Raw genomic sequence first — 20,587 nt, forward strand, 5'->3', positions numbered from 1 at the left:
GCGGGAGTTCTCCGCAGGGGGCGCGGGTCCCGCCGGTTCCGCCCCGAGCGGAACGCACGCCCGCAGCGGGGCGCGGGGCGCACCCTGGGCGCATGATCAGTGTTCAGCGGCTCGACCTGGGCAGCTTCACCCGGCCCGCCGACGAGTGGGGCGGGCCCCACGCGCGCGTGGAGCCCTCGCTCGCGTACCTCGTCCGGCACCCCGGCGGCACGCTGCTCTTCGACACCGGCATGGGCGAGGGCTCGCCCGAGACCGACGCGCACTACCGGATCGTCCGCCGGCCGCTCGCCGTCCCGCCCGCCGAGGTGGACGCGATCGTCAACTGCCACCTGCACTTCGACCACATCGGCGGCAACCAGCGCTTCCCCGGCACCCCCGCCCTGGTCCAGCGCGCCGAACTCGCCACCGCGCGGGCGGGCGCGTACACCATCGACAGCCTGCTGCCCGGCGTCGCCTGGACGGAGATCGACGGCGAGCACGAGATCGCCCCGGGGATCCGGATCGTGCCGACGCCCGGCCACGTCGACGGGCACCAGTCGCTCCTGCTCGACCACGGCGACCGGCTGACGCTCCTCGCGGGGCAGGCGTACGACACGGCGGGCGACTTCGGGACGCCGTACCGGCCCTGGCTCGGCCGGCTCGCCGAGCTGGCGGACGGGCGGCCGGTGCGCGTCCTGTTCGCCCACGACCGCGACCTTTGGGAAGGTGCGCGGCTGCCGCCCGGGTAGCCTGTGCGCCCGTGACCGAAACCCTGATCTGGACCGTCGTCGCGCTGATCTTCATCGGCGTCTACCTGAGCTGGACCGCCGGACGGCTCGACCGGCTGCACACCCGCATCGACGCGGCGCGCGCCGCGCTCGACGCCCAGCTGCTGCGGCGGGCCTCGGTCACCCAGGAACTGGCCACCTCCGGCGTCCTCGACCCGGCCGCCTCGATCGTCCTGTACGAGGCCGCGCACGCCGCCCGGCAGGCCGAGGAGGACCACCGGGAGGTCGCGGAGAGCGAGCTGAGCCAGGCCCTGCGCGCGGTCTTCGGCGAGCCCGAGCAGGTGGAACTCGTACGGGAGGCGCCCGGCGGCGAGGAGGCCGCGGGGGAGCTGGCCGCCGCGGTCCGCCGCGTCCCGATGGCCCGCCGCTTCCACAACGACGCCGTCCGCGCCGCCCGGGCCCTGCGCCGCCACCGCAAGGTCCGCTGGTTCCGCCTCGCGGGCCACGCGCCCTTCCCTATGGCCTTCGAAATGGACGACGAACCGCCCGTCGCCCTGGCAGATCGTCCGTCGTGATCCACTCCGGCCTCGGATTCGCGCGAAAAGGATCCACCGCCTGCACATTGGCCCTTGCTGTGGACCGCTCGCGGATTGTTTCCTCGCTCTAGTCGTCAACGTCCCGTTGAACCCGTTGTCACGAGTGAGGTTCCCGTGTCCAGCTCCACCACCCCCCAGTCCCCCGAGACCGGCACTGCGCGCGTCAAGCGCGGCATGGCCGAGCAGCTCAAGGGCGGCGTGATCATGGACGTGGTCAACGCCGAGCAGGCGAAGATCGCCGAGGACGCCGGCGCCGTCGCCGTCATGGCCCTGGAGCGGGTCCCCGCGGACATCCGCAAGGACGGCGGCGTGGCCCGCATGTCCGACCCGAACATGATCGAGGAGATCATCGGCGCGGTCTCCATCCCGGTGATGGCCAAGTCCCGCATCGGCCACTTCGTCGAGGCCCAGGTCCTCCAGTCCCTCGGCGTCGACTACATCGACGAGTCCGAGGTCCTGACCCCGGCCGACGAGATCAACCACTCCGACAAGTGGGCCTTCACCACCCCCTTCGTCTGTGGCGCCACCAACCTGGGCGAGGCCCTGCGCCGCATCGCCGAGGGCGCGGCCATGATCCGCTCCAAGGGCGAGGCCGGCACCGGCAACGTCGTCGAGGCCGTCCGCCACCTGCGCCAGATCAAGAACGAGATCGCCAAGCTGCGCGGCTTCGACAACAACGAGCTCTTCGCCGCCGCCAAGGAGCTGCGCGCCCCGTACGAGCTCGTCAAGGAGGTCGCCGAGCTCGGCAAGCTCCCCGTGGTCCTCTTCTCCGCCGGTGGCGTCGCCACCCCGGCCGACGCCGCGCTGATGCGCCAGCTCGGCGCCGAGGGCGTCTTCGTCGGCTCCGGCATCTTCAAGTCGGGCGACCCGGCCAAGCGCGCCGCCGCCATCGTGAAGGCCACCACCTTCTACGACGACCCGAAGGTCATCGCGGACGCCTCCCGCAACCTGGGCGAGGCCATGGTCGGCATCAACTGCGACACCCTCCCCGAGTCCGAGCGCTACGCCAACCGGGGCTGGTAAGCACCGATGAGCAGCACCCCCGTGATCGGAGTCCTGGCCCTCCAGGGCGACGTACGGGAGCACCTGATCGCCCTGGCCGCGGCGGACGCCGTGGCCAGGCCGGTCCGGCGCCCCGAAGAACTCGCCGAGGTCGACGGCCTGGTCCTCCCCGGCGGCGAGTCCACCACCATCTCCAAGCTGGCCGTCCTCTTCGGCCTCATGGAGCCGATCCGCGAGCGGATCGCCGCGGGCCTGCCCGTGTACGGCACCTGCGCCGGCCTGATCATGCTCGCCGACAAGATCCTCGACCCGCGCTCGGGCCAGGAGACCTTCGGCGGCATCGACATGATCGTCCGCCGCAACGCCTTCGGGCGGCAGAACGAGTCCTTCGAGGCCGGAGTCACCGTCACCGGAATAGACACCCCCGTCGAGGGCGTCTTCATCCGTGCGCCGTGGGTGGAGTCCGTCGGCGCCGGGGTCGAGGTGCTCGCCGAGCACGACGGCCACATCGTCGCAGTCCGGCAGGGCAGGGTCCTCGCGACCTCCTTCCACCCCGAGCTGACCGGCGACCACCGCGTCCACGAGCTCTTCGTGGACATGGTGCGCGAGGAACGGTGACGTGATCCCGGTAGGATCGCTGGGGTTCGTTCAAGAAGTGGGTTACGCGAAGGAGACAGGCAGATGTCCGGCCACTCTAAATGGGCTACGACGAAGCACAAGAAGGCCGTGATCGACGCCAAGCGCGGCAAGCTCTTCGCGAAGCTGATCAAGAACATCGAGGTCGCCGCCCGTACCGGCGGCGCCGACCCCGAGGGCAACCCGACCCTCTTCGACGCCATCCAGAAGGCGAAGAAGCAGTCGGTTCCCAACAAGAACATCGACTCCGCGGTCAAGCGCGGCGGCGGCCTGGAGGCCGGCGGCGTCGACTACGCCACGATCATGTACGAGGGCTACGGTCCGAACGGCGTCGCGGTGCTCATCGAGTGCCTCACCGACAACCGCAACCGCGCCGCCTCCGACGTCCGCGTCGCCATGACCCGCAACGGCGGTTCGATGGCCGACCCGGGCTCCGTCTCGTACCTGTTCAACCGCAAGGGCGTCGTCGTGCTCCCCAAGGGCGAGCTGACCGAGGACGACGTCCTGGAGTCGGTGCTGGAGGCCGGCGCCGAGGAGGTCAACGACCTCGGCGAGTCCTTCGAGATCATCAGCGAGGCCACCGACCTGGTCGCGGTCCGCACCGCGCTCCAGGAGGCCGGCATCGACTACGACTCGGCCGAGTCCAGCTTCGTCCCGACCATGCAGGTCGAGCTCGACGAGGAGGGCGCGCGCAAGATGTTCAAGCTGATCGACGCGCTGGAGGACAGCGACGACGTGCAGAACGTCTTCGCCAACTTCGACGTCAGCGACGAGGTCATGGAGAAGGTCGACGCCTGAGTCCGGCCTTCCGCGCAGCGGGCCGACGGGGGACACACCCCCGTCGGCCCGCTGCGTTGTCAGTGGCAGCCGATAGCCTGCACGAATAGCTGATCGAACGGAGGGACGGCGTGCGCGTACTGGGGGTGGACCCGGGACTCACCCGGTGCGGCGTCGGCGTCGTCGAGGGCGTCGCCGGACGGCCGCTCACCATGCTCGGGGTCGGCGTGGTCCGCACCCCGGCCGACGCCGACATCGGCCTGCGCCTCGTCGGCATCGAGCGCGGCATCGAGGAGTGGCTCGACCGCTTCCAGCCCGAACTGGTCGCCGTGGAGCGGGTGTTCAGCCAGCACAACGTACGGACGGTGATGGGCACCGCCCAGGCCAGCGCCGTCGCCATGCTCTGCGCCTCCCGGCGCGGCATCCCCGTCGCCCTGCACACCCCCAGCGAGGTCAAGGCCGCCGTCACCGGCTCGGGCCGCGCCGACAAGGCCCAGGTCGGCGCCATGGTCACCCGGCTGCTGAGGCTCTCCGCCCCGCCCAAGCCGGCCGACGCGGCCGACGCCCTCGCCCTCGCCATCTGCCACATCTGGCGCGCCCCCGCCCAGAACCGCCTCCAGCAGGCCGTCGCCCTGCACGCCTCGAAAGGCCGCACGTCATGATCGCCTTCGTCAGCGGCCCGGTGGCCGCCCTCGCCCCCACGACCGCCGTCGTCGAGGTCGGCGGGGTCGGCATGGCCGTCCAGTGCACGCCGAACACCCTCGCCGGCCTCCGCGTCGGCGAGCACGCCCGGCTCGCCACCTCCCTCGTCGTCCGCGAGGACTCCCTCACCCTGTACGGCTTCGCGGACGACGACGAGCGCCAGGTCTTCGAGCTGCTCCAGACCGCCAGCGGCGTCGGACCCCGGCTCGCCCAGGCCATGCTCGGCGTGCACAGCCCCGACGCGCTCCGCCTCGCCGTCTCCACCGGCGACGAGAAGGCCCTCACCGCCGTCCCCGGCATCGGCAAGAAGGGCGCCCAGAAGCTGCTCCTGGAACTGAAGGACAAGCTCGGCCAGCCGCTCGGCAGCAGCGGCCTCGTCGGCCAGCAGCGCGCCGTCGCCGCGGGACCCGCCCCCTGGACCGAGCAGCTCGCCGCCGCCCTCGTCGGCCTCGGCTACGCGAGCCGCGAGGCCGAGGAGGCCGTCGCCGCCGTCGCCCCGCAGGCCGAGGCCGCGCTCGCCGAGACCGGCTCCGCCCCCGTGCCCCAGCTGCTGCGCGCCGCCCTGCAGACGCTCAACCGCGCCCGCTGACCGCCCGCAGCCCCTCCCGTACGAAGGAAGACACCACCGTGAACTGGGACGACGAGACGGCATCCGCCCACGAGGAGCGGATCGTCGGCGCCGCCGCCGAAGGCGACGACCAGGCCGTCGAGGCCGCCCTGCGCCCCAAGGACCTCGGCGAGTTCATCGGCCAGGAGAAGGTCCGCCAGCAGCTCGACCTCGTCCTCAAGGCCGCCCGCCAGCGCGGCGCCACCGCCGACCACGTGCTGCTCTCCGGTGCCCCCGGCCTCGGCAAGACCACCCTGTCGATGATCATCGCCGCGGAGATGAACGCGCCGATCAGGATCACCTCCGGCCCCGCCATCCAGCACGCCGGAGACCTCGCCGCGATCCTCTCCTCCCTCCAGGAGGGCGAGATCCTCTTCCTCGACGAGATCCACCGCATGTCCCGGCCCGCCGAGGAGATGCTCTACATGGCGATGGAGGACTTCCGCGTCGACGTCATCGTCGGCAAGGGCCCCGGCGCCACCGCCATCCCCCTGGACCTGCCGCCCTTCACCCTGGTCGGCGCCACCACCCGGGCCGGTCTGCTGCCGCCCCCGCTGCGCGACCGTTTCGGCTTCACCGCCCACATGGAGTTCTACGAGCCGCACGAGCTGGAGCGGGTCGTCACCCGCTCCGCCGGCCTCCTCGACGTCGAGATCGACACCGACGGCGCCGCCGAGATCGCCGGCCGCTCCCGCGGCACGCCCCGCATCGCCAACCGGCTGCTGCGCCGCGTCCGCGACTACGCCCAGGTGCGGGCCGACGGGGTGATCACCCGCGAGATCGCCGGTGCCGCCCTCGGCGTGTACGAGGTGGACGGCCGCGGCCTCGACCGCCTCGACCGGGCGGTCCTCGAAGCGCTCCTCAAGCTCTTCGGCGGCGGACCGGTCGGCCTCTCCACCCTCGCCGTCGCCGTGGGGGAGGAGCGCGAGACCGTCGAGGAGGTCGCCGAGCCCTTCCTCGTACGGGAGGGACTGCTCGCCCGCACCCCCCGCGGACGGGTCGCCACCCCCGCCGCGTGGACCCACCTCGGACTGGTCCCGCCGCAGGCAGCGGGCCCGGCGGGGGCGGGATCGGGACAACAGGGGCTCTTCGGCGCCTGAGGCCGCTGTGACGGGTGGGTGACGGCGCGGAGTCTCGCCCGACCAGGAACCACGGTGCCATGCTGGGCGTTGTTCCATCGATGCGGACTCGCCTAGACTCCGCCGATGCCGCCCTTTCCGGTCGGCGTGCCCACCCCCGAAGACCAGGCCGCGGGTTCTCCGTGACCGTGCGAAGGATTTCCGTCCCGTGAATAACATCGGCATGCTCCTCCCCTTCATCGTGCTCATCGGGGCGATGTTCCTGATGACCCGCTCTGCCAAGAAGAAGCAGGCACAGGCGGCGGAGATGCGCAACCAGATGCAGCCCGGCACCGGCGTACGCACGATCGGGGGAATGTACGCCACCGTGAAGGAGATCCAGGACGAGACCGTCCTGCTGGAGGTCGCGCCCGGCGTCCACGCCGTCTACGCGAAGAACGCCATCGGCGCGGTCCTCGACGACGCCGAGTACAACCGGATCGTCCACGGCGACACCGAGGACGACGGTGCCACCGACTCCGACGCGGTCGTCCCGGACGACGCCTCCTCGCTCACCGACTCCGCCGACGAGGCCCCCAAGGCCGACCTGACGAAGAAGGCGGACGCGGCCGAGGCCGAGGCCGAGAAGGACGGCAAGACCGACGGCGAGACCGAGGCGAAGTAAGACTCGCCCCCGGCACACCGCGGCCACGCCCACCGGCGGGCCGCGGCCGGGAACGGTCCGACGTCTGCGGGGGATGGTCCCCACACACACTTCGTGGCCTCCGCGCGCCCACCCGGCGCCGGACGGTTTGGACAGGGAGAAACGACAGGTGGCAGCACCGAAGAAGGGCCGAGGGCCGGCGGGGGGACAGAGCCGGCCTGGGCGCGCCCTGGCTTTCATTCTGATCGCCATGGTCGCGCTCACCGGCGGGATGTTCTGGTCGGGGCACACCACCCCGCGCCTCGGCATCGACCTCGCCGGCGGCACGTCGATCACGCTCAAGGCCAAGGCTGAGCCCGGCCAGGAGTCCGCGGTCAACGAGACCAACATGAACACGGCCGTGGGCATCATCGAGCGCCGCGTCAACGGTCTCGGCGTCTCCGAGGCCGAGGTCCAGACGCAGGGCCGCGAGAACATCATCGTCAACATCCCCAAGGGGACGAACGAGAAGCAGGCCCGCGAGCAGGTCGGCACCACCGCCCAGCTCTACTTCCGGCCCGTGCTCACCGTCGCGGCCGCCTCGCCCGAGGCCGCGCCGTCGGCGACCCCCTCGGGTTCGGCGACCCCCTCGGGCTCGGCGAAGCCGAAGCCCTCCACGTCCGCCTCGGTGGGCGAGAAGAAGTCGGCCACCCCGACCGCCACCGCCTCCACCCAGGGCCGCGCCCTCTCCGAGGCCCTCAAGGCCCCGAACGCCACCGGGACGCCCACCCCCACCGGCAGCGCCTCCGGCACGCCGAAGGCGAGCACCACCCCGAAGGCGAGCGGCACCCCGCAGGCGACCCCCTCCGCGGACGCCGCCACCGCCGCCCTCCAGCAGAAGTTCGCCACGCTGAACTGCCTGGACCCGAAGGAGCGCGCCGCCGTCGGCCAGGGCGTCAAGCCGTCCGAGCCCACCGTGGCCTGCGGCGAGGACGCCCCCGGCGTGTGGTCGAAGTACCTGCTCGGCCCCGCCGAGGTCGAGGGCCGTGACGTCGACGACGCCAAGGGCGTCCTCGACCAGCAGCGCGGCATGTGGATCGTGACCATGGACTTCACGGACGCCGGTTCGAAGAAGTTCCAGGCGATCACCAGCAAGCTCTCCCAGCAGGCCGACCCGCAGAACCGCTTCGCGATCGTCCTCGACGGGAACGTCGTCTCCGCCCCCTCGGTCCGCCAGACGCTGAGCGCCAGCGCGGAGATCTCGGGCAACTTCAACCAGCAGTCCGCCCAGGACCTCGGCAACATCCTGTCCTACGGCGCGCTCCCGCTGACCTTCGACACCCAGAGCGTCGACACCGTCACCGCCGCCCTCGGCGGCGAGCAGCTGGAGGCCGGACTGATCGCCGGCGCCATCGGTCTCGCGCTGGTCGTCATCTACCTGGTGGTCTACTACCGCGGCCTGTCGTTCATCGCGATCCTCAGCCTCGGCGTCTCCGCCCTGCTCACCTACGTGATCATGGCCCTGCTCGGCCCGGCCATCGGCTTCGCGCTGAACCTGCCGGCCGTCTGCGGCGCCATCGTCGCCATCGGCATCACGGCCGACTCGTTCATCGTGTACTTCGAGCGCATCCGCGACGAGATCCGCGAGGGCCGCACCCTGCGTCCGGCCGTCGAGCGTGCCTGGCCGCGGGCCCGCCGCACCATCCTGGTCTCCGACTTCGTGTCGTTCCTCGCCGCCGCGGTGCTCTTCATCGTCACCGTCGGCAAGGTCCAGGGCTTCGCGTTCACCCTCGGCCTGACCACCCTGCTCGACGTCGTCGTGGTCTTCCTCTTCACCAAGCCGGTGATGACGCTGCTCGCCCGCACGAAGTTCTTCGGCAACGGCCACAAGCTGTCCGGCCTGGACCCGAAGAGCCTCGGCGCCAAGCCGCCGCTGCGCCGCACCCGCCGTGCCACCGCCCCCGTCGACCCGAAGGAGGCGTGAGATGTCGAAGCTCGGAGATCTCGGCGCCCGGCTCCACCGCGGTGAGGTCGGCTACGACTTCATCGGCAACCGCAAGATCTGGTACGGCCTGTCCGTCCTGATCACCATCACGGCGATCGTCGCCCTGGCCGTCCGCGGCCTCAACATGGGCATCGAGTTCCAGGGCGGCGCCGTCTTCACCACCCCGAAGACGGACGTCTCCGTCAGCCAGGCCACGGAGTACGCCGAGGAGGCCTCCGGCCACGACGCGATCGTCCAGCAGCTCGGCAACGGCTCCCTGCGCATCCAGGTCGGCGGCCTCGACACCGAGCAGTCCGACCAGGTCCGCACCGAGCTGGCCAAGGACCTGAACGTCCCCGAGGACAAGATCGCCGCCGAGCTGGTCGGCCCCAGCTGGGGCGAGCAGATCGCCAACAAGGCCTGGACCGGCCTCGGCGTCTTCATGATCCTCGTGGTGATCTACCTGGCCATCGCCTTCGAGTGGAGAATGGCGGTCGCGGCGCTGATCGCGCTGATCCACGACCTCACCATCACGGTCGGCATCTACTCGCTGGTCGGCTTCGAGGTCACGGTCGGCACGGTCATCGGTCTGCTGACCATCCTCGGCTACTCGCTGTACGACACCGTCGTCGTCTTCGACTCCCTCAAGGAGCAGACGAAGGACATCACGAAGCAGACCCGCTTCACCTACAGCGAGATGGCCAACCGCTCCATCAACGGCACCCTGGTCCGCTCCATCAACACCACGGTCGTGGCCCTGCTGCCGGTCGCCGGTCTGCTCTTCATCGGCGGCGGCGTCCTCGGCGCCGGCATGCTGAACGACATCTCGCTGTCGCTCTTCGTGGGTCTGGCCGCCGGCGCCTACTCCTCGATCTTCATCGCCACCCCGCTCGTCGCCGACCTCAAGGAGCGCGAGCCGGCGATGAAGGCCCTCAGGAAGCGGATCCAGGCCAAGCGCGCCTCCGCCGCCGCCGGCGGCGAGGACGGCCTGGACGAGGGCCCGGAGGCCGCGGTCGTCGGCCCGCGCGCCGCCCGCCGGGGCCGCGCCGAGGGGCGCCGCGGATGACCGCCGGGGCCCAGGACGTGACCGGCCTGCTGCTCAGCCGGATCCGTGACGTCCCCGACTACCCGAAGCCGGGCGTGCTGTTCAAGGACATCACGCCGCTGCTCGCGGACCCGGAGGCGTTCACGGCCCTCACGGACGCCCTCGCGGCCCTCTGCGCCGCGCAGGGCGCCACGAAGATCGTCGGCCTGGAGGCCCGGGGCTTCATCCTGGCCGCGCCGGTCGCCGTCCGCGCGGGCCTGGGCTTCATCCCGGTCCGCAAGGCCGGCAAGCTGCCCGGGGCCACGCTCCGGCAGGCGTACGAGCTGGAGTACGGCACCGCCGAGATCGAGGTGCACGCCGAGGACCTGGCCGTGGGCGACCGCGTCATGGTCATCGACGACGTCCTCGCCACCGGCGGCACCGCCGAGGCCTCCCTCGAACTGATCCGCCGCGCGGGCGCCGAGGTCGCGGGCGTCGCGGTCCTCATGGAGCTCGGCTTCCTCCCGGGCCGCGCCCGGCTGGAGCCCGCCCTCGCCGGCGCTCCGCTCACCGCGCTCATCACCGTCTGAGCGTCCGCACCGCACCGCCGGAAGAGGTTCGCCGACTCCGGCCGGGGGCGCCCCGGGAATGCCCGGGGCGCCCCTCGCGTTTGCCCCGGTACGCCCCCGCTCCGGGCGGTGCCCGCCGCGCGGCCGGCCTCCCGGGCCCCGTCCGTCACCCGGGCCCGTGAGCACGGGGAGTCGTGGCTCGATACGATGGGCTCTCCGGGCCTGACCGGGGGACCCGGAACCTCCCCCAGACCCCGTCCGGGGGGACCCCAGAGGAGCGCTCTTTGCCAGACGAGGCCCAGTCACTCTCCGCCGCGCAGCCCGACCCCCAGGCCGACCAGGCCGCGCAGGGTACCGGCACGCCCCAGGACAAGCCCGCGGAGACCAGGCCGAAGCCTGCTGCGCCCGCTCCCGCACCGGCCCCCGCGCCCGCCCGCTCCGGTGGCTCCTCGAACCGGGTGCGCGCCCGCCTCGCCCGGCTCGGCGTGCAGCGTTCGTCGCCGTACAACCCGGTCCTCGAACCCCTGCTGCGGATCGTCCGCTCCAACGACCCCAAGATCGAAACGGCGACTTTGCGTCAGATCGAGCGGGCCTACCAGGTGGCGGAGCGCTGGCACCGCGGCCAGAAGCGCAAGAGCGGCGACCCGTACATCACCCACCCGCTCGCCGTCACCACCATCCTCGCCGAGCTCGGCATGGACCCGGCGACGCTGATGGCCGGCCTCCTGCACGACACGGTCGAGGACACCGAGTACGGCCTGGAGGACCTGCGCCGCGACTTCGGCGACCAGGTGACGCTCCTCGTCGACGGCGTCACCAAGCTCGACAAGGTCCGCTTCGGCGAGGCCGCGCAGGCCGAGACCGTCCGCAAGATGGTCGTCGCCATGGCCAAGGACCCCAGGGTCCTCGTCATCAAGCTCGCCGACCGTCTGCACAACATGCGCACCATGCGCTACCTCAAGCGGGAGAAGCAGGAGAAGAAGGCCCGCGAGACGCTGGAGATCTACGCCCCGCTGGCGCACCGGCTGGGCATGAACACCATCAAGTGGGAGCTGGAGGACCTCGCCTTCGCGATCCTCTACCCCAAGATGTACGACGAGATCGTCCGGCTCGTCGCCGAGCGCGCCCCCAAGCGGGACGAGTACCTCGCCATAGTGACCGACGAGGTCCAGACCGACCTGCGCGCCGCCCGCATCAAGGCGACCGTCACCGGCCGCCCCAAGCACTACTACAGCGTCTACCAGAAGATGATCGTCCGCGGCCGTGACTTCGCGGAGATCTACGACCTGGTCGGCATCCGCGTCCTCGTGGACACCGTCCGCGACTGCTACGCGGCCCTCGGCACCGTCCACGCGCGATGGAACCCGGTCCCCGGCCGGTTCAAGGACTACATCGCGATGCCGAAGTTCAACATGTACCAGTCGCTGCACACGACGGTCATCGGCCCCAACGGCAAGCCGGTCGAGCTGCAGATCCGCACCTTCGACATGCACCGCCGCGCCGAGTACGGCATCGCCGCGCACTGGAAGTACAAGCAGGAGGCCGTCGCCGGCGCCTCCAAGGTCCGCACCGACGTGCCCAAGGGCGGCGGCAAGGACGACCACCTCAACGACATGGCGTGGCTGCGCCAGCTGCTCGACTGGCAGAAGGAGACCGAGGACCCGGGCGAGTTCCTGGAGTCCCTCCGCTTCGACCTCTCCCGCAACGAGGTCTTCGTCTTCACGCCCAAGGGCGACGTCATCGCGCTGCCCGCCGGCGCGACCCCGGTCGACTTCTCCTACGCCGTCCACACCGAGGTCGGCCACCGCACGATAGGGGCGCGGGTGAACGGGCGGCTCGTGCCGCTCGAATCCACCCTCGACAACGGCGACCTGGTGGAGGTCTTCACCTCCAAGGCGGCCGGCGCCGGGCCCTCCCGCGACTGGCTCGGCTTCGTCAAGTCCCCGCGCGCCCGCAACAAGATCCGCGCCTGGTTCTCCAAGGAGCGCCGGGACGAGGCCATCGAGCAGGGCAAGGACGCCATCGCGCGCGCCATGCGCAAGCAGAACCTGCCGATCCAGCGGATCCTCACCGGCGACTCCCTCGTCACCCTCGCCCACGAGCTGCGCTACACCGACATCTCCTCGCTGTACGCGGCGATCGGCGAGGGCCACGTCACCGCCCAGTCCATCGTGCAGAAGCTGGTGCAGGCGCTCGGCGGCGAGGAGGCCGCCACCGAGGACATCGAGGAGGCCGCCCCGCCGGCCCGGGGCCGTTCCAAGCGCCGTTCCAACGCCGACCCCGGCGTCGTCGTCAAGGGCGTCGAGGACGTCTGGGTCAAGCTGGCCCGCTGCTGCACCCCGGTGCCCGGCGACCCGATCATCGGCTTCGTCACCCGCGGCAGCGGCGTCTCCGTCCACCGCAGCGACTGCGTCAACGTCGACTCCCTCTCCCGGGAGCCGGAGCGGATCCTGGAGGTCGAGTGGGCCCCGACCCAGTCCTCGGTCTTCCTGGTCGCCATCCAGGTCGAGGCGCTGGACCGCTCCCGGCTTCTCTCGGACGTCACCCGGGTCCTCTCGGACCAGCACGTCAACATCCTCTCGGCGGCCGTCCAGACCTCCCGCGACCGGGTGGCCACCTCCCGCTTCACCTTCGAGATGGGCGACCCCAAGCACCTGGGCCACGTCCTCAAGGCGGTCCGGGGCGTGGAGGGCGTGTACGACGTCTACCGCGTGACCAGCGCCCGCAGGCCCTGACCGCGCGGGCACGAGGAAGGGCCCCCGGCATCCGCCGGGGGCCCTTCCCGCGTCCGTACGCGGCCGGCGTCAGCCGCCGAACTCCTGCAGGCCCTTGAGGGCCTGGTCGAGGAGGGCCTGGCGGCCCTCCAGCTCCTGGGAGAGCTTGTCGGCCTTGGCGTCGTTGCCGGCGGCGCGGGCCGCGTCGATCTGCTTGCGCAGCTTCTCGACCGCGTCCTGGAGCTGGCCGGTCAGACCCGCGGCACGCGCGCGCGCCTCCGGGTTGGTCCGGCGCCACTCGGCCTCCTCGGCCTCCTGGATCGCCCGCTCCACCGCGTGCATCCGGCCCTCGACCTTCGGCCGGGCGTCGCGCGGCACGTGGCCGATGGCCTCCCAGCGCTCGTTGAGGGCCCGGAAGGCGGCGCGGGCGGCCTTCAGGTCCGTCACCGGCAGCAGCTTCTCGGCCTCGCCGGCGAGCTCCTCCTTGGCCGCGAGGTTCTCGGTCTGCTCCGCGTCCCGCTCGGCGAAGACCTCGGAACGGGCCGCGAAGAAGACGTCCTGGGCGCCGCGGAAGCGGTTCCACAGCTCGTCCTCGTGCTCGCGCTGCGCCCGGCCGGCGGCCTTCCAGTCGGCCATCAGCTCGCGGTAGCGGGCCGCGGTCGCGCCCCAGTCGGTCGAGTTCTGCAGCGCCTCGGCCTCGGCGACCAGACGCTCCTTGGCCTTCCGGGCGTCCTCGCGCTGCGCGTCGAGCTGGGCGAAGTGGGCCTTGCGGCGCTTGGAGAAGGCCGAGCGGGCGTGCGAGAAGCGGTGCCACAGCTCGTCGTCGGACTTCCGGTCGAGCCGGGGCAGGCCCTTCCAGGTGTCCACGAGCGCCCGCAGCCGCTCGCCCGCGGACCGCCACTGCTCGCTCTGCGCCAGCTCCTCCGCCTCGGTGACCAGGGCCTCCTTGGCCGAGCGCGCCTCGTCGGCCTGCTTGGCCTTCTGCGCCTTGCGCTCCTCGCGGCGCGAGTCCACCGTCTCCACGAGCTTGTCCAGGCGGGCGGAGAGCGCGGCCAGGTCGCCGACGGCGTGGTGCTCGTCGACCTGGTGCCGGATGTGCTCGATCGCCGTCTGGGCGTCCTTCGCCGAGAGGTCGGTGGTCTTCACCCGCTTTTCGAGGAGGCCGATCTCGACAACCAGGCCCTCGTACTTGCGCTCGAAGTAGGCCAGCGCCTCCTCGGGAGTGCCCGCCTGCCAGGATCCGACGACCTTCTCACCCTCGGCCGTCCGCACGTACACGGTGCCCGTCTCGTCGACACGGCCCCACGGGTCGCTGCTCACAGCGCCTCCTCACCATGATGCCCTCGTCGGGTGGTGACCCCCGGGCATCGTCCACAGTTCCTGGGCGGGCCTCGCCCGCCTTCCGCGGCGCGGCCGACGGATCGGACCGCACCGCACAACGCCAATCTAGGCGAACGGCGGCCCGGCTGTCCGCACTCAGCGCGACCGAAATTCCACGGTCACGTGCGTGCGGACCTCCGGGCCGCCGTCCCGCGGAGCGCCCCGCCTCACTTCGCGGTGACGGTCGCCCGCTCGATCGTGACCGGCTTCTTCGGGGCGCCGTCGCCCTGCCCGCCCTCGGCCCCGGCGGCGCCGACCTTCTGCACCGCGGCCAGACCGGCCGCGTCGATCGTGCCGAAGGGGGTGTACTGCGGCGGCAGCTTCGAGTCCTTGTAGACGAGGAAGAACTGCGAGCCGCCGGTGCCCGGCTGCCCGGTGTTGGCCATGGCGACCGTGCCGGCCTTGTACGTGACCTTGCCGTCGGCGCCCGCCTTGCCCAGGGCGTCGAGGTTCTCGTCCGGGATGGTGTAGCCGGGGCCGCCCATGCCGGTGCCCTCCGGGTCGCCGCACTGGAGCACGAAGATCCCGGCGGTGGTGAGCCGGTGGCACTTCGTGCCGTCGAAGTACTTCTTGTCGGCGAGGTGCTTGAAGGAGTTCACCGTGCGCGGGGTCTTCGCCGCGTCCATGGTGACGGTGATGTCGCCCTCGTTGGTCTTCAGGGCCATGGCGTACGTGCCCTTGGCCTCGATGCCCATCTTCGGCTCGCCGGAGGCCGTCTCCTCCGCCGTGGTGTTCTTGCCGTCGTCGCCGAGGAACTGCACGGAGGCGTACACCGCCCCGCCCGCGGCGAGCACCACCGCGAGGGAGGCCGCGATCACGGTGTTGCGGCGCTTCGCCCTGCGCTGCGCCTCCGCCCGTCGCTGCTGCTGGCGTGCGTACTTGTCCCTGGCGAGCTGCCGCCGCCGCTGATCGCTGGTGACCACCGGGTCCGCTCCTTGTCGGTCGTGTGTTCCTGTCCTGGCCGGATGTGCCCGTACCGTATACGGGTTGGCTGTGGAATACGCAGCGCCGGTAGGCTCTGATCTGCTGCATTCCGCAGGACCGCAGCCATCTGCCGGACGACACCGAAGGACGATCGTGCTGATTGCCGGGTTCCCCGCCGGGGCCTGGGGCACCAACTGTTACGTGGTAGCCCCCGCCGCGGGCGAGGAGTGCGTCATCATCGACCCGGGCCACCAGGCCGCCCAGGGAGTCGAGGAGACGCTCAGGAAGCATCGGCTCAAGCCCGTCGCGGTGGTCCTCACCCATGGCCACATCGACCACGTCGCCTCCGTCGTCCCGGTCTGCGGCGCCCATGACGTACCCGCGTGGATCCACCCCGCCGACCGGTACATGATGAGCGACCCGGAGAAGGCCCTCGGCCGCTCCATCGGGATGCCGCTCATGGGCGAGCTGACCGTGGGCGAGCCGGACGCCGTGCACGAGCTCACCGACGGCGCCGCGCTGAAGCTCGCCGGCATGGACTTCTCCGTCGCGCACGCGCCCGGTCATACCAAGGGGTCGGTGACCTTCCGGACGCCGGAGACCTCGGAGGTCCCCTCCGTGTTCTTCTCCGGCGACCTGCTGTTCGCCGGCTCCATCGGACGCACCGACCTGCCCGGCGGTGACATGGACGAGATGCTCGCGTCGCTGACCCGCGTGGTCCTGCCGCTCGACAACTCGACCGTCGTCCTGTCCGGCCACGGTCCCCAGACGACCATCGGCCAGGAGCGCGCCACCAACCCGTATCTGCGGCAGGTGGCCTCCGGCCTCGGGAGCACGGACGCTCCCCGACGAGGAATGTGACGAGAACCTCCGTGAGCACCTTTCAGGCCCCCAAGGGCACGTACGACCTGATCCCCCCGCGCTCCGCCGTCTTCCTGGCGGTCCGGGAGGCCATCTCCGCCCAGGCGAGGAACGCCGGCTACGGCTACGTCGAGACCCCCGGCTTCGAGGACGTGAACCTCTTCGCCCGCGGCGTCGGCGAGTCCACCGACATCGTCACCAAGGAGATGTACACCCTCACCACGAAGGGCGGCGACCAGCTCGCCCTGCGCCCCGAGGGCACCGCCTCCGTGCTGCGCGCGGCCCTCCAGGCCAACCTGCACAAGCAGGGCAACCTGCCGGTCAAGCTCTGGTACTCCGGCTCGTACTACCGCTACGAGCGGGCCCAGGCCGGCCGCTACCGCCACTTCTCGCAGGTCGGCGCCGAGGCGATCGGCGCCGAGGACCCGGCGCTGGACGCCGAGCTGATCATCCTCGCCGACCAGGCGTACCGCTCCCTCGGCCTGCGCCGGTACCGCATCCTGCTGAACTCGCTGGGCGACAAGGAGTGCCGCCCCGTCTACCGCGAGGCCCTGCAGGCCTTCCTGCGCGGCCTCGACCTCGACGAGGAGACCCTGCGCCGCGCCGAGATCAACCCGCTGCGGGTCCTCGACGACAAGCGGGCCGACGTGCAGAAGCAGCTCGTCGACGCGCCGCTGCTCCGCGACTACCTGTGCGACGCCTGCAAGGCGTACCACGAGCAGGTCCGCGAGCTGATCACCGCCGCCGGCGTCGTCTTCGAGGACGACCCGAAGCTGGTCCGCGGCCTCGACTACTACACCCGGACCACCTTCGAGTTCGTCCACGACGGCCTCGGCTCCCAGTCCGCCGTCGGCGGCGGCGGCCGCTACGACGGCCTGTCCGAGATGATCGGCGGCCCCTCGCTGCCCTCCGTCGGCTGGGCGCTCGGCGTCGACCGGACCGTCCTCGCCCTGGAGGCGGAGGGCGTCGAGCTGGACCTGCCCGCCGCCACCAGCGTCTTCGCGGTGGCCCTCGGCGAGGAGGCGCGCCGCGTCCTCTTCGGCAAGGTCACCGAGCTGCGCCGGGCCGGGATCGCCGCCGACTTCTCCTTCGGCGGCAAGGGCCTCAAGGGCTCGATGAAGGACGCCAACCGCTCCGGCGCGCGCCTCGCGCTCGTCGCGGGCGAGCGCGACCTCGCCGAGGGCGTCGTCCAGCTCAAGGACATGGAGTCCGGCGAGCAGCGCGCGGTCGCCCTGGACGAGGTCCTGGACGCCGTCCGGGCCCGGCTCGCCTGACGGCCGCAGCGAGGGCGAGGGCCCGGTCCGCCCCGTGCGGCCGGGCCCTTCCTTATGCCCCGCGAACGGCCGAGGGCGTACGCCTTGTTGCAGAATGGCCGGGGTCGCCCGACCCGCGAGCGAGGGAAAAGGACAGCATGACGAAAGCCGACACGGAGCCGACGGGGACCATCGGCGCGAGCAGGGGCCTCGCCTGGCTCCTGGTGATCACCGGAGCGGCCGGTCTGCTCGCCGCCTGGGTCATCACCCTCGACAAGATCAAGCTCCTGGAGGACCCGAACTTCGTCCCCGGGTGCAGCCTCAACCCCATCGTGTCCTGCGGGAACATCATGAAGAGCGAGCAGGCCTCGGTCTTCGGCTTCCCCAACCCGATGCTCGGCCTCGTCACCTACGCCATGGTGATCGCCATCGGCGTCGCGCTCCTCGCCGGCGCCCGCTACCGCCGCTGGTACTGGCTCGGCCTCAACGCCGGCACCCTCTTCGGCGTCGGCTTCTGCACCTGGCTGATGCAGCAGTCCCTCTACGAGATCAACTCGCTCTGCCTGTGGTGCTGCCTCGCCTGGGTCGCCACCATCGTCATGTTCTGGTACGTGACCTCGCACAACGTCCGGCACGGCGTCGTCCCGGCCCCGCCCGTCCTGCGGACCTTCTTCGCCGAGTTCACCTGGGTCCTGCCCGTCCTGCACATCGGGATCATCGGCATGCTGATCCTGACCCGCTGGTGGGACTTCTGGACGAGCTGACCGGCCGGGCCCGGTCTGTCGGTGGCGTGACCTAGGCTTCGTGGACGTGGAGCCCGACCTCTTTACCGCAGCCGCAGAAGAACGCCAGGAGAAGGATCCGGCCGGCAGCCCGCTGGCGGTCCGGATGCGCCCCCGCACCCTCGACGAGGTGGTGGGCCAGCGGCACCTGCTCAAGCCCGGCTCGCCCCTGCGGCGGCTCGTGGGGGAGGGCGGCGGCGGTCCCGCCGGGCCCTCCTCGGTGATCCTCTGGGGTCCGCCCGGCATCGGCAAGACCACCCTGGCGTACGTGGTCTCCAAGGCCACCAACAAGCGCTTCGTCGAGCTCTCCGCGATCACCGCCGGCGTCAAGGAGGTCCGGGCCGTCATCGACGGCGCCCGCCGCGCCTCCGGCGGCTACGGCAAGGAGACCGTCCTCTTCCTCGACGAGATCCACCGCTTCTCCAAGGCCCAGCAGGACTCCCTCCTCCCCGCCGTCGAGAACCGCTGGGTCACCCTCATCGCCGCCACCACCGAGAACCCCTACTTCTCGGTGATCTCCCCGCTCCTCTCCCGCTCGCTGCTCCTCACCCTGGAGTCGCTCACCGACGAGGACCTCAGCGGCCTCATGGACCGGGCCGTCACCGAGGAGCGCGGGCTCGGCGGCGCCGTCGGGCTCCCCGACGACGCCCGCGCCCACCTGCTGCGGATCGCCGGCGGCGACGCCCGCCGCGCCCTCACCGCCCTGGAGGCCGCCGCCGGCGGCGCCCTCGCCAAGGGCGAGCGGGAGATCACCCTCCAGACCGTCGAGGAGACGGTCGACCGCGCCGCCGTGACGTACGACCGGGACGGCGACCAGCACTACGACGTCGCCAGCGCCCTCATCAAGTCCATCCGCGGCTCCGACGTCGACGCGGCCCTGCACTACCTCGCCCGCATGATCGAGGCGGGGGAGGACCCCCGCTTCATCGCCCGCCGGCTGATGATCTCCGCCAGCGAGGACATCGGCCTCGCCGACCCGCAGGCCCTGCCGCTCGCCGTCGCCGCCGCCCAGGCCGTCGCCATGATCGGCTTCCCCGAGGCCGCCCTCACCCTCAGCCACGCCACCATCGCCCTCGCCCTGGCCCCCAAGTCCAACGCGGCGACCAACGCGATCTTCGCCGCCCGCGAGGACGTCAGGAACGGCCTCGCCGGCCCCGTCCCGGCCCACCTGCGCGACGGCCACTACAAGGGCGCCGCCAAGCTCGGCCACGCCCAGGGGTACGTCTACCCGCACGACGTGCCCGGCGCGATCGCCGCCCAGCAGTACGCCCCCGACGCCCTGCACGGCCGGCGCTACTACGAGCCCACCCGCTACGGCGCCGAGGCCCGCTACGCCGACGTGGTGGAGAAGGTCCGCGAGCGGCTCAAGGGCGACGGCTGAGCGGGCCGGCCCCCGGGACGGCGGCGCTCCGGGGAGCCGGTACACTGGTCGGGATCGCTGCGTCCCGTGTCCGGCTCCGGCCGGCGCCACCAGAGCGGGACGATCAGCAGGAGACCCGGCCTCCGGGCAGGGTTTCCAGGAGCGTCGCGCACCTTCGAAGGTGTCGCGTGCCACCCACCACCCCCCGGGTTCCCGGGACCGGCGGTGGGTCGTTCGCGTGCTGCACGTACGTGCCCAGACCGGGAAGCGGCTGCCCGACGGGTCCCTCGCGGACCCGATGGGTTTTCCCGGCTGCGGATGCGACCTCCCTAACCACTGGTGAAGCCGTATTCGTTCAGACAGAGAGGTTGGTTCATGGCGAACCAGGCCCGCCCCAAGGTCAAGAAGTCGCGTGCCCTCGGCATCGCGCTGACGCCGAAGGCCGTCAAGTACTTCGAGGCCCGTCCCTACCCGCCGGGCGAGCACGGCCGCGGCCGCAAGCAGAACTCGGACTACAAGGTCCGTCTGCTCGAGAAGCAGCGTCTGCGTGCCCAGTACGACATCAGCGAGCGCCAGATGGCGCGCGCCTACGACCGCGCCAAGAAGGCCGAGGGCAAGACGGGCGAGGCGCTGGTCGTCGAGCTCGAGCGCCGTCTCGACGCCCTGGTCCTGCGTTCGGGCATCGCCCGCACCATCTACCAGGCCCGCCAGATGGTCGTCCACGGCCACATCCAGGTCAACGGTGGCAAGGTCGACAAGCCGTCCTTCCGCGTCCGTCCCGACGACGTCGTGATGGTCCGCGAGAAGTCCCGCGCGAAGACCCTCTTCCAGGTCGCCCGCGAGGGTGGCTTCGCCCCCGACGGCGAGACCCCGCGCTACCTCCAGGTCAACCTGAAGGCCCTGGCCTTCCGCCTGGACCGCGAGCCGAACCGCAAGGAGATCCCGGTCATCTGCGACGAGCAGCTGGTCGTCGAGTACTACGCCCGCTGATCCGGCGGTCGTAGTAGT

20 protein-coding genes are annotated in these 20,587 nt (G+C 71.7%); 18 read left to right on the forward strand and 2 right to left on the reverse strand.

Annotation, left to right across the window (positions count from 1 at the left end; all coding sequences use genetic code 11):
• Positions 1-92: 92 nt before the first annotated feature.
• From ACFW6A_RS14495 to ACFW6A_RS14555, 13 genes are all read left to right on the forward strand, one after another.
• The gene (locus tag ACFW6A_RS14495) at positions 93-728 is read left to right on the forward strand and encodes an MBL fold metallo-hydrolase (protein ID WP_351848249.1); all 636 of its coding nucleotides are present in this window, start codon (positions 93-95) and stop codon (positions 726-728) included.
• An 11-nt stretch (positions 729-739) separates the two neighbouring features.
• Positions 740-1,282: a hypothetical protein gene (locus ACFW6A_RS14500; protein WP_043228051.1), complete on the forward strand. Its 543-nt coding sequence runs from the start codon at positions 740-742 to the stop codon at positions 1,280-1,282.
• 135 nt (positions 1,283-1,417) lie between these two features.
• A complete protein-coding gene (gene pdxS, locus ACFW6A_RS14505; RefSeq protein ID WP_351848245.1) occupies positions 1,418-2,326 on the forward strand; it encodes a pyridoxal 5'-phosphate synthase lyase subunit PdxS in 909 nt (302 codons plus the stop codon).
• Between the two features lie 6 nt (positions 2,327-2,332).
• Positions 2,333-2,923, forward strand: coding sequence for a pyridoxal 5'-phosphate synthase glutaminase subunit PdxT (pdxT, locus tag ACFW6A_RS14510; RefSeq protein ID WP_386640769.1), 591 nt, complete (start codon positions 2,333-2,335; stop codon positions 2,921-2,923).
• Between the two features lie 63 nt (positions 2,924-2,986).
• Positions 2,987-3,739 carry a YebC/PmpR family DNA-binding transcriptional regulator gene (locus ACFW6A_RS14515; protein ID WP_351848239.1) on the forward strand — a complete coding sequence of 251 codons (753 nt, stop codon included), beginning with the start codon at positions 2,987-2,989 and terminating at the stop codon, positions 3,737-3,739.
• Between the two features lie 110 nt (positions 3,740-3,849).
• Positions 3,850-4,380 carry a crossover junction endodeoxyribonuclease RuvC gene (gene ruvC / locus ACFW6A_RS14520; protein ID WP_351853707.1) on the forward strand — a complete coding sequence of 177 codons (531 nt, stop codon included), beginning with the start codon at positions 3,850-3,852 and terminating at the stop codon, positions 4,378-4,380.
• Positions 4,377-5,009 carry a Holliday junction branch migration protein RuvA gene (gene ruvA / locus ACFW6A_RS14525; RefSeq protein WP_351853704.1) on the forward strand — a complete coding sequence of 211 codons (633 nt, stop codon included), beginning with the start codon at positions 4,377-4,379 and terminating at the stop codon, positions 5,007-5,009. Before ruvC ends, ruvA begins: the two co-directional genes overlap by 4 nt.
• A gap of 38 nt (positions 5,010-5,047) precedes the next feature.
• Complete coding sequence (gene ruvB / locus ACFW6A_RS14530) at positions 5,048-6,127, forward strand: Holliday junction branch migration DNA helicase RuvB (RefSeq protein ID WP_351853702.1); 1,080 nt, start codon at positions 5,048-5,050, stop codon at positions 6,125-6,127.
• Positions 6,128-6,329: 202 nt separating this feature from the next.
• A complete protein-coding gene (gene yajC / locus ACFW6A_RS14535) occupies positions 6,330-6,770 on the forward strand; it encodes a preprotein translocase subunit YajC (RefSeq protein ID WP_351853712.1) in 441 nt (146 codons plus the stop codon).
• Between the two features lie 148 nt (positions 6,771-6,918).
• Positions 6,919-8,712, forward strand: coding sequence for a protein translocase subunit SecD (secD, locus tag ACFW6A_RS14540; protein ID WP_351853699.1), 1,794 nt, complete (start codon positions 6,919-6,921; stop codon positions 8,710-8,712).
• 1 nt (position 8,713) lies between these two features.
• A complete protein-coding gene (gene secF / locus ACFW6A_RS14545) occupies positions 8,714-9,778 on the forward strand; it encodes a protein translocase subunit SecF (protein ID WP_351853696.1) in 1,065 nt (354 codons plus the stop codon).
• The gene (locus ACFW6A_RS14550) at positions 9,775-10,326 is read left to right on the forward strand and encodes an adenine phosphoribosyltransferase (RefSeq protein WP_351853693.1); all 552 of its coding nucleotides are present in this window, start codon (positions 9,775-9,777) and stop codon (positions 10,324-10,326) included. The genes secF and ACFW6A_RS14550 overlap by 4 nt, the downstream gene beginning before the upstream one ends.
• 263 nt (positions 10,327-10,589) lie before the next feature.
• The gene (locus tag ACFW6A_RS14555; RefSeq protein WP_351853691.1) at positions 10,590-13,040 is read left to right on the forward strand and encodes a bifunctional (p)ppGpp synthetase/guanosine-3',5'-bis(diphosphate) 3'-pyrophosphohydrolase; all 2,451 of its coding nucleotides are present in this window, start codon (positions 10,590-10,592) and stop codon (positions 13,038-13,040) included.
• Between the two features lie 69 nt (positions 13,041-13,109).
• Here ACFW6A_RS14555 and ACFW6A_RS14560 read toward each other — a convergent pair whose 3' ends face one another.
• Together ACFW6A_RS14560 and ACFW6A_RS14565 are read right to left on the reverse strand one after the other, a co-directional pair.
• A complete protein-coding gene (locus tag ACFW6A_RS14560; protein ID WP_351853689.1) occupies positions 13,110-14,339 on the reverse strand; it encodes a DUF349 domain-containing protein in 1,230 nt (409 codons plus the stop codon).
• Between the two features lie 227 nt (positions 14,340-14,566).
• Positions 14,567-15,322: a peptidylprolyl isomerase gene (locus ACFW6A_RS14565; RefSeq protein WP_386640773.1), complete on the reverse strand. Its 756-nt coding sequence runs from the start codon at positions 15,320-15,322 to the stop codon at positions 14,567-14,569.
• Positions 15,323-15,476: 154 nt separating this feature from the next.
• Between ACFW6A_RS14565 and ACFW6A_RS14570 the strand changes: the two genes are divergently transcribed.
• The 5 genes from ACFW6A_RS14570 (at position 15,477) to rpsD (ending at position 20,569) form a co-directional block, all read left to right on the forward strand.
• Positions 15,477-16,184 carry an MBL fold metallo-hydrolase gene (locus tag ACFW6A_RS14570; protein ID WP_351853683.1) on the forward strand — a complete coding sequence of 236 codons (708 nt, stop codon included), beginning with the start codon at positions 15,477-15,479 and terminating at the stop codon, positions 16,182-16,184.
• 11 nt (positions 16,185-16,195) lie between these two features.
• Positions 16,196-17,458: a histidine--tRNA ligase gene (hisS, locus tag ACFW6A_RS14575; protein ID WP_351853680.1), complete on the forward strand. Its 1,263-nt coding sequence runs from the start codon at positions 16,196-16,198 to the stop codon at positions 17,456-17,458.
• 137 nt (positions 17,459-17,595) lie between these two features.
• Entirely contained in the window at positions 17,596-18,201 is a 606-nt protein-coding gene (locus ACFW6A_RS14580) for a vitamin K epoxide reductase family protein (protein WP_351853677.1), read from the forward strand.
• 46 nt (positions 18,202-18,247) lie between these two features.
• Positions 18,248-19,600 (forward strand): replication-associated recombination protein A, encoded by a 1,353-nt coding sequence (locus ACFW6A_RS14585; protein WP_351853675.1) that lies wholly within the window; start codon positions 18,248-18,250, stop codon positions 19,598-19,600.
• 354 nt (positions 19,601-19,954) lie between these two features.
• Positions 19,955-20,569: a 30S ribosomal protein S4 gene (gene rpsD / locus ACFW6A_RS14590; protein ID WP_030745475.1), complete on the forward strand. Its 615-nt coding sequence runs from the start codon at positions 19,955-19,957 to the stop codon at positions 20,567-20,569.
• The last annotated feature ends 18 nt before the right edge of the window (positions 20,570-20,587 follow it).

The organism is Streptomyces sp. NPDC058758 (genome assembly GCF_042746075.1).
In the GTDB taxonomy this organism is placed as follows: Bacteria; Actinomycetota; Actinomycetes; order Streptomycetales; family Streptomycetaceae; genus Streptomyces.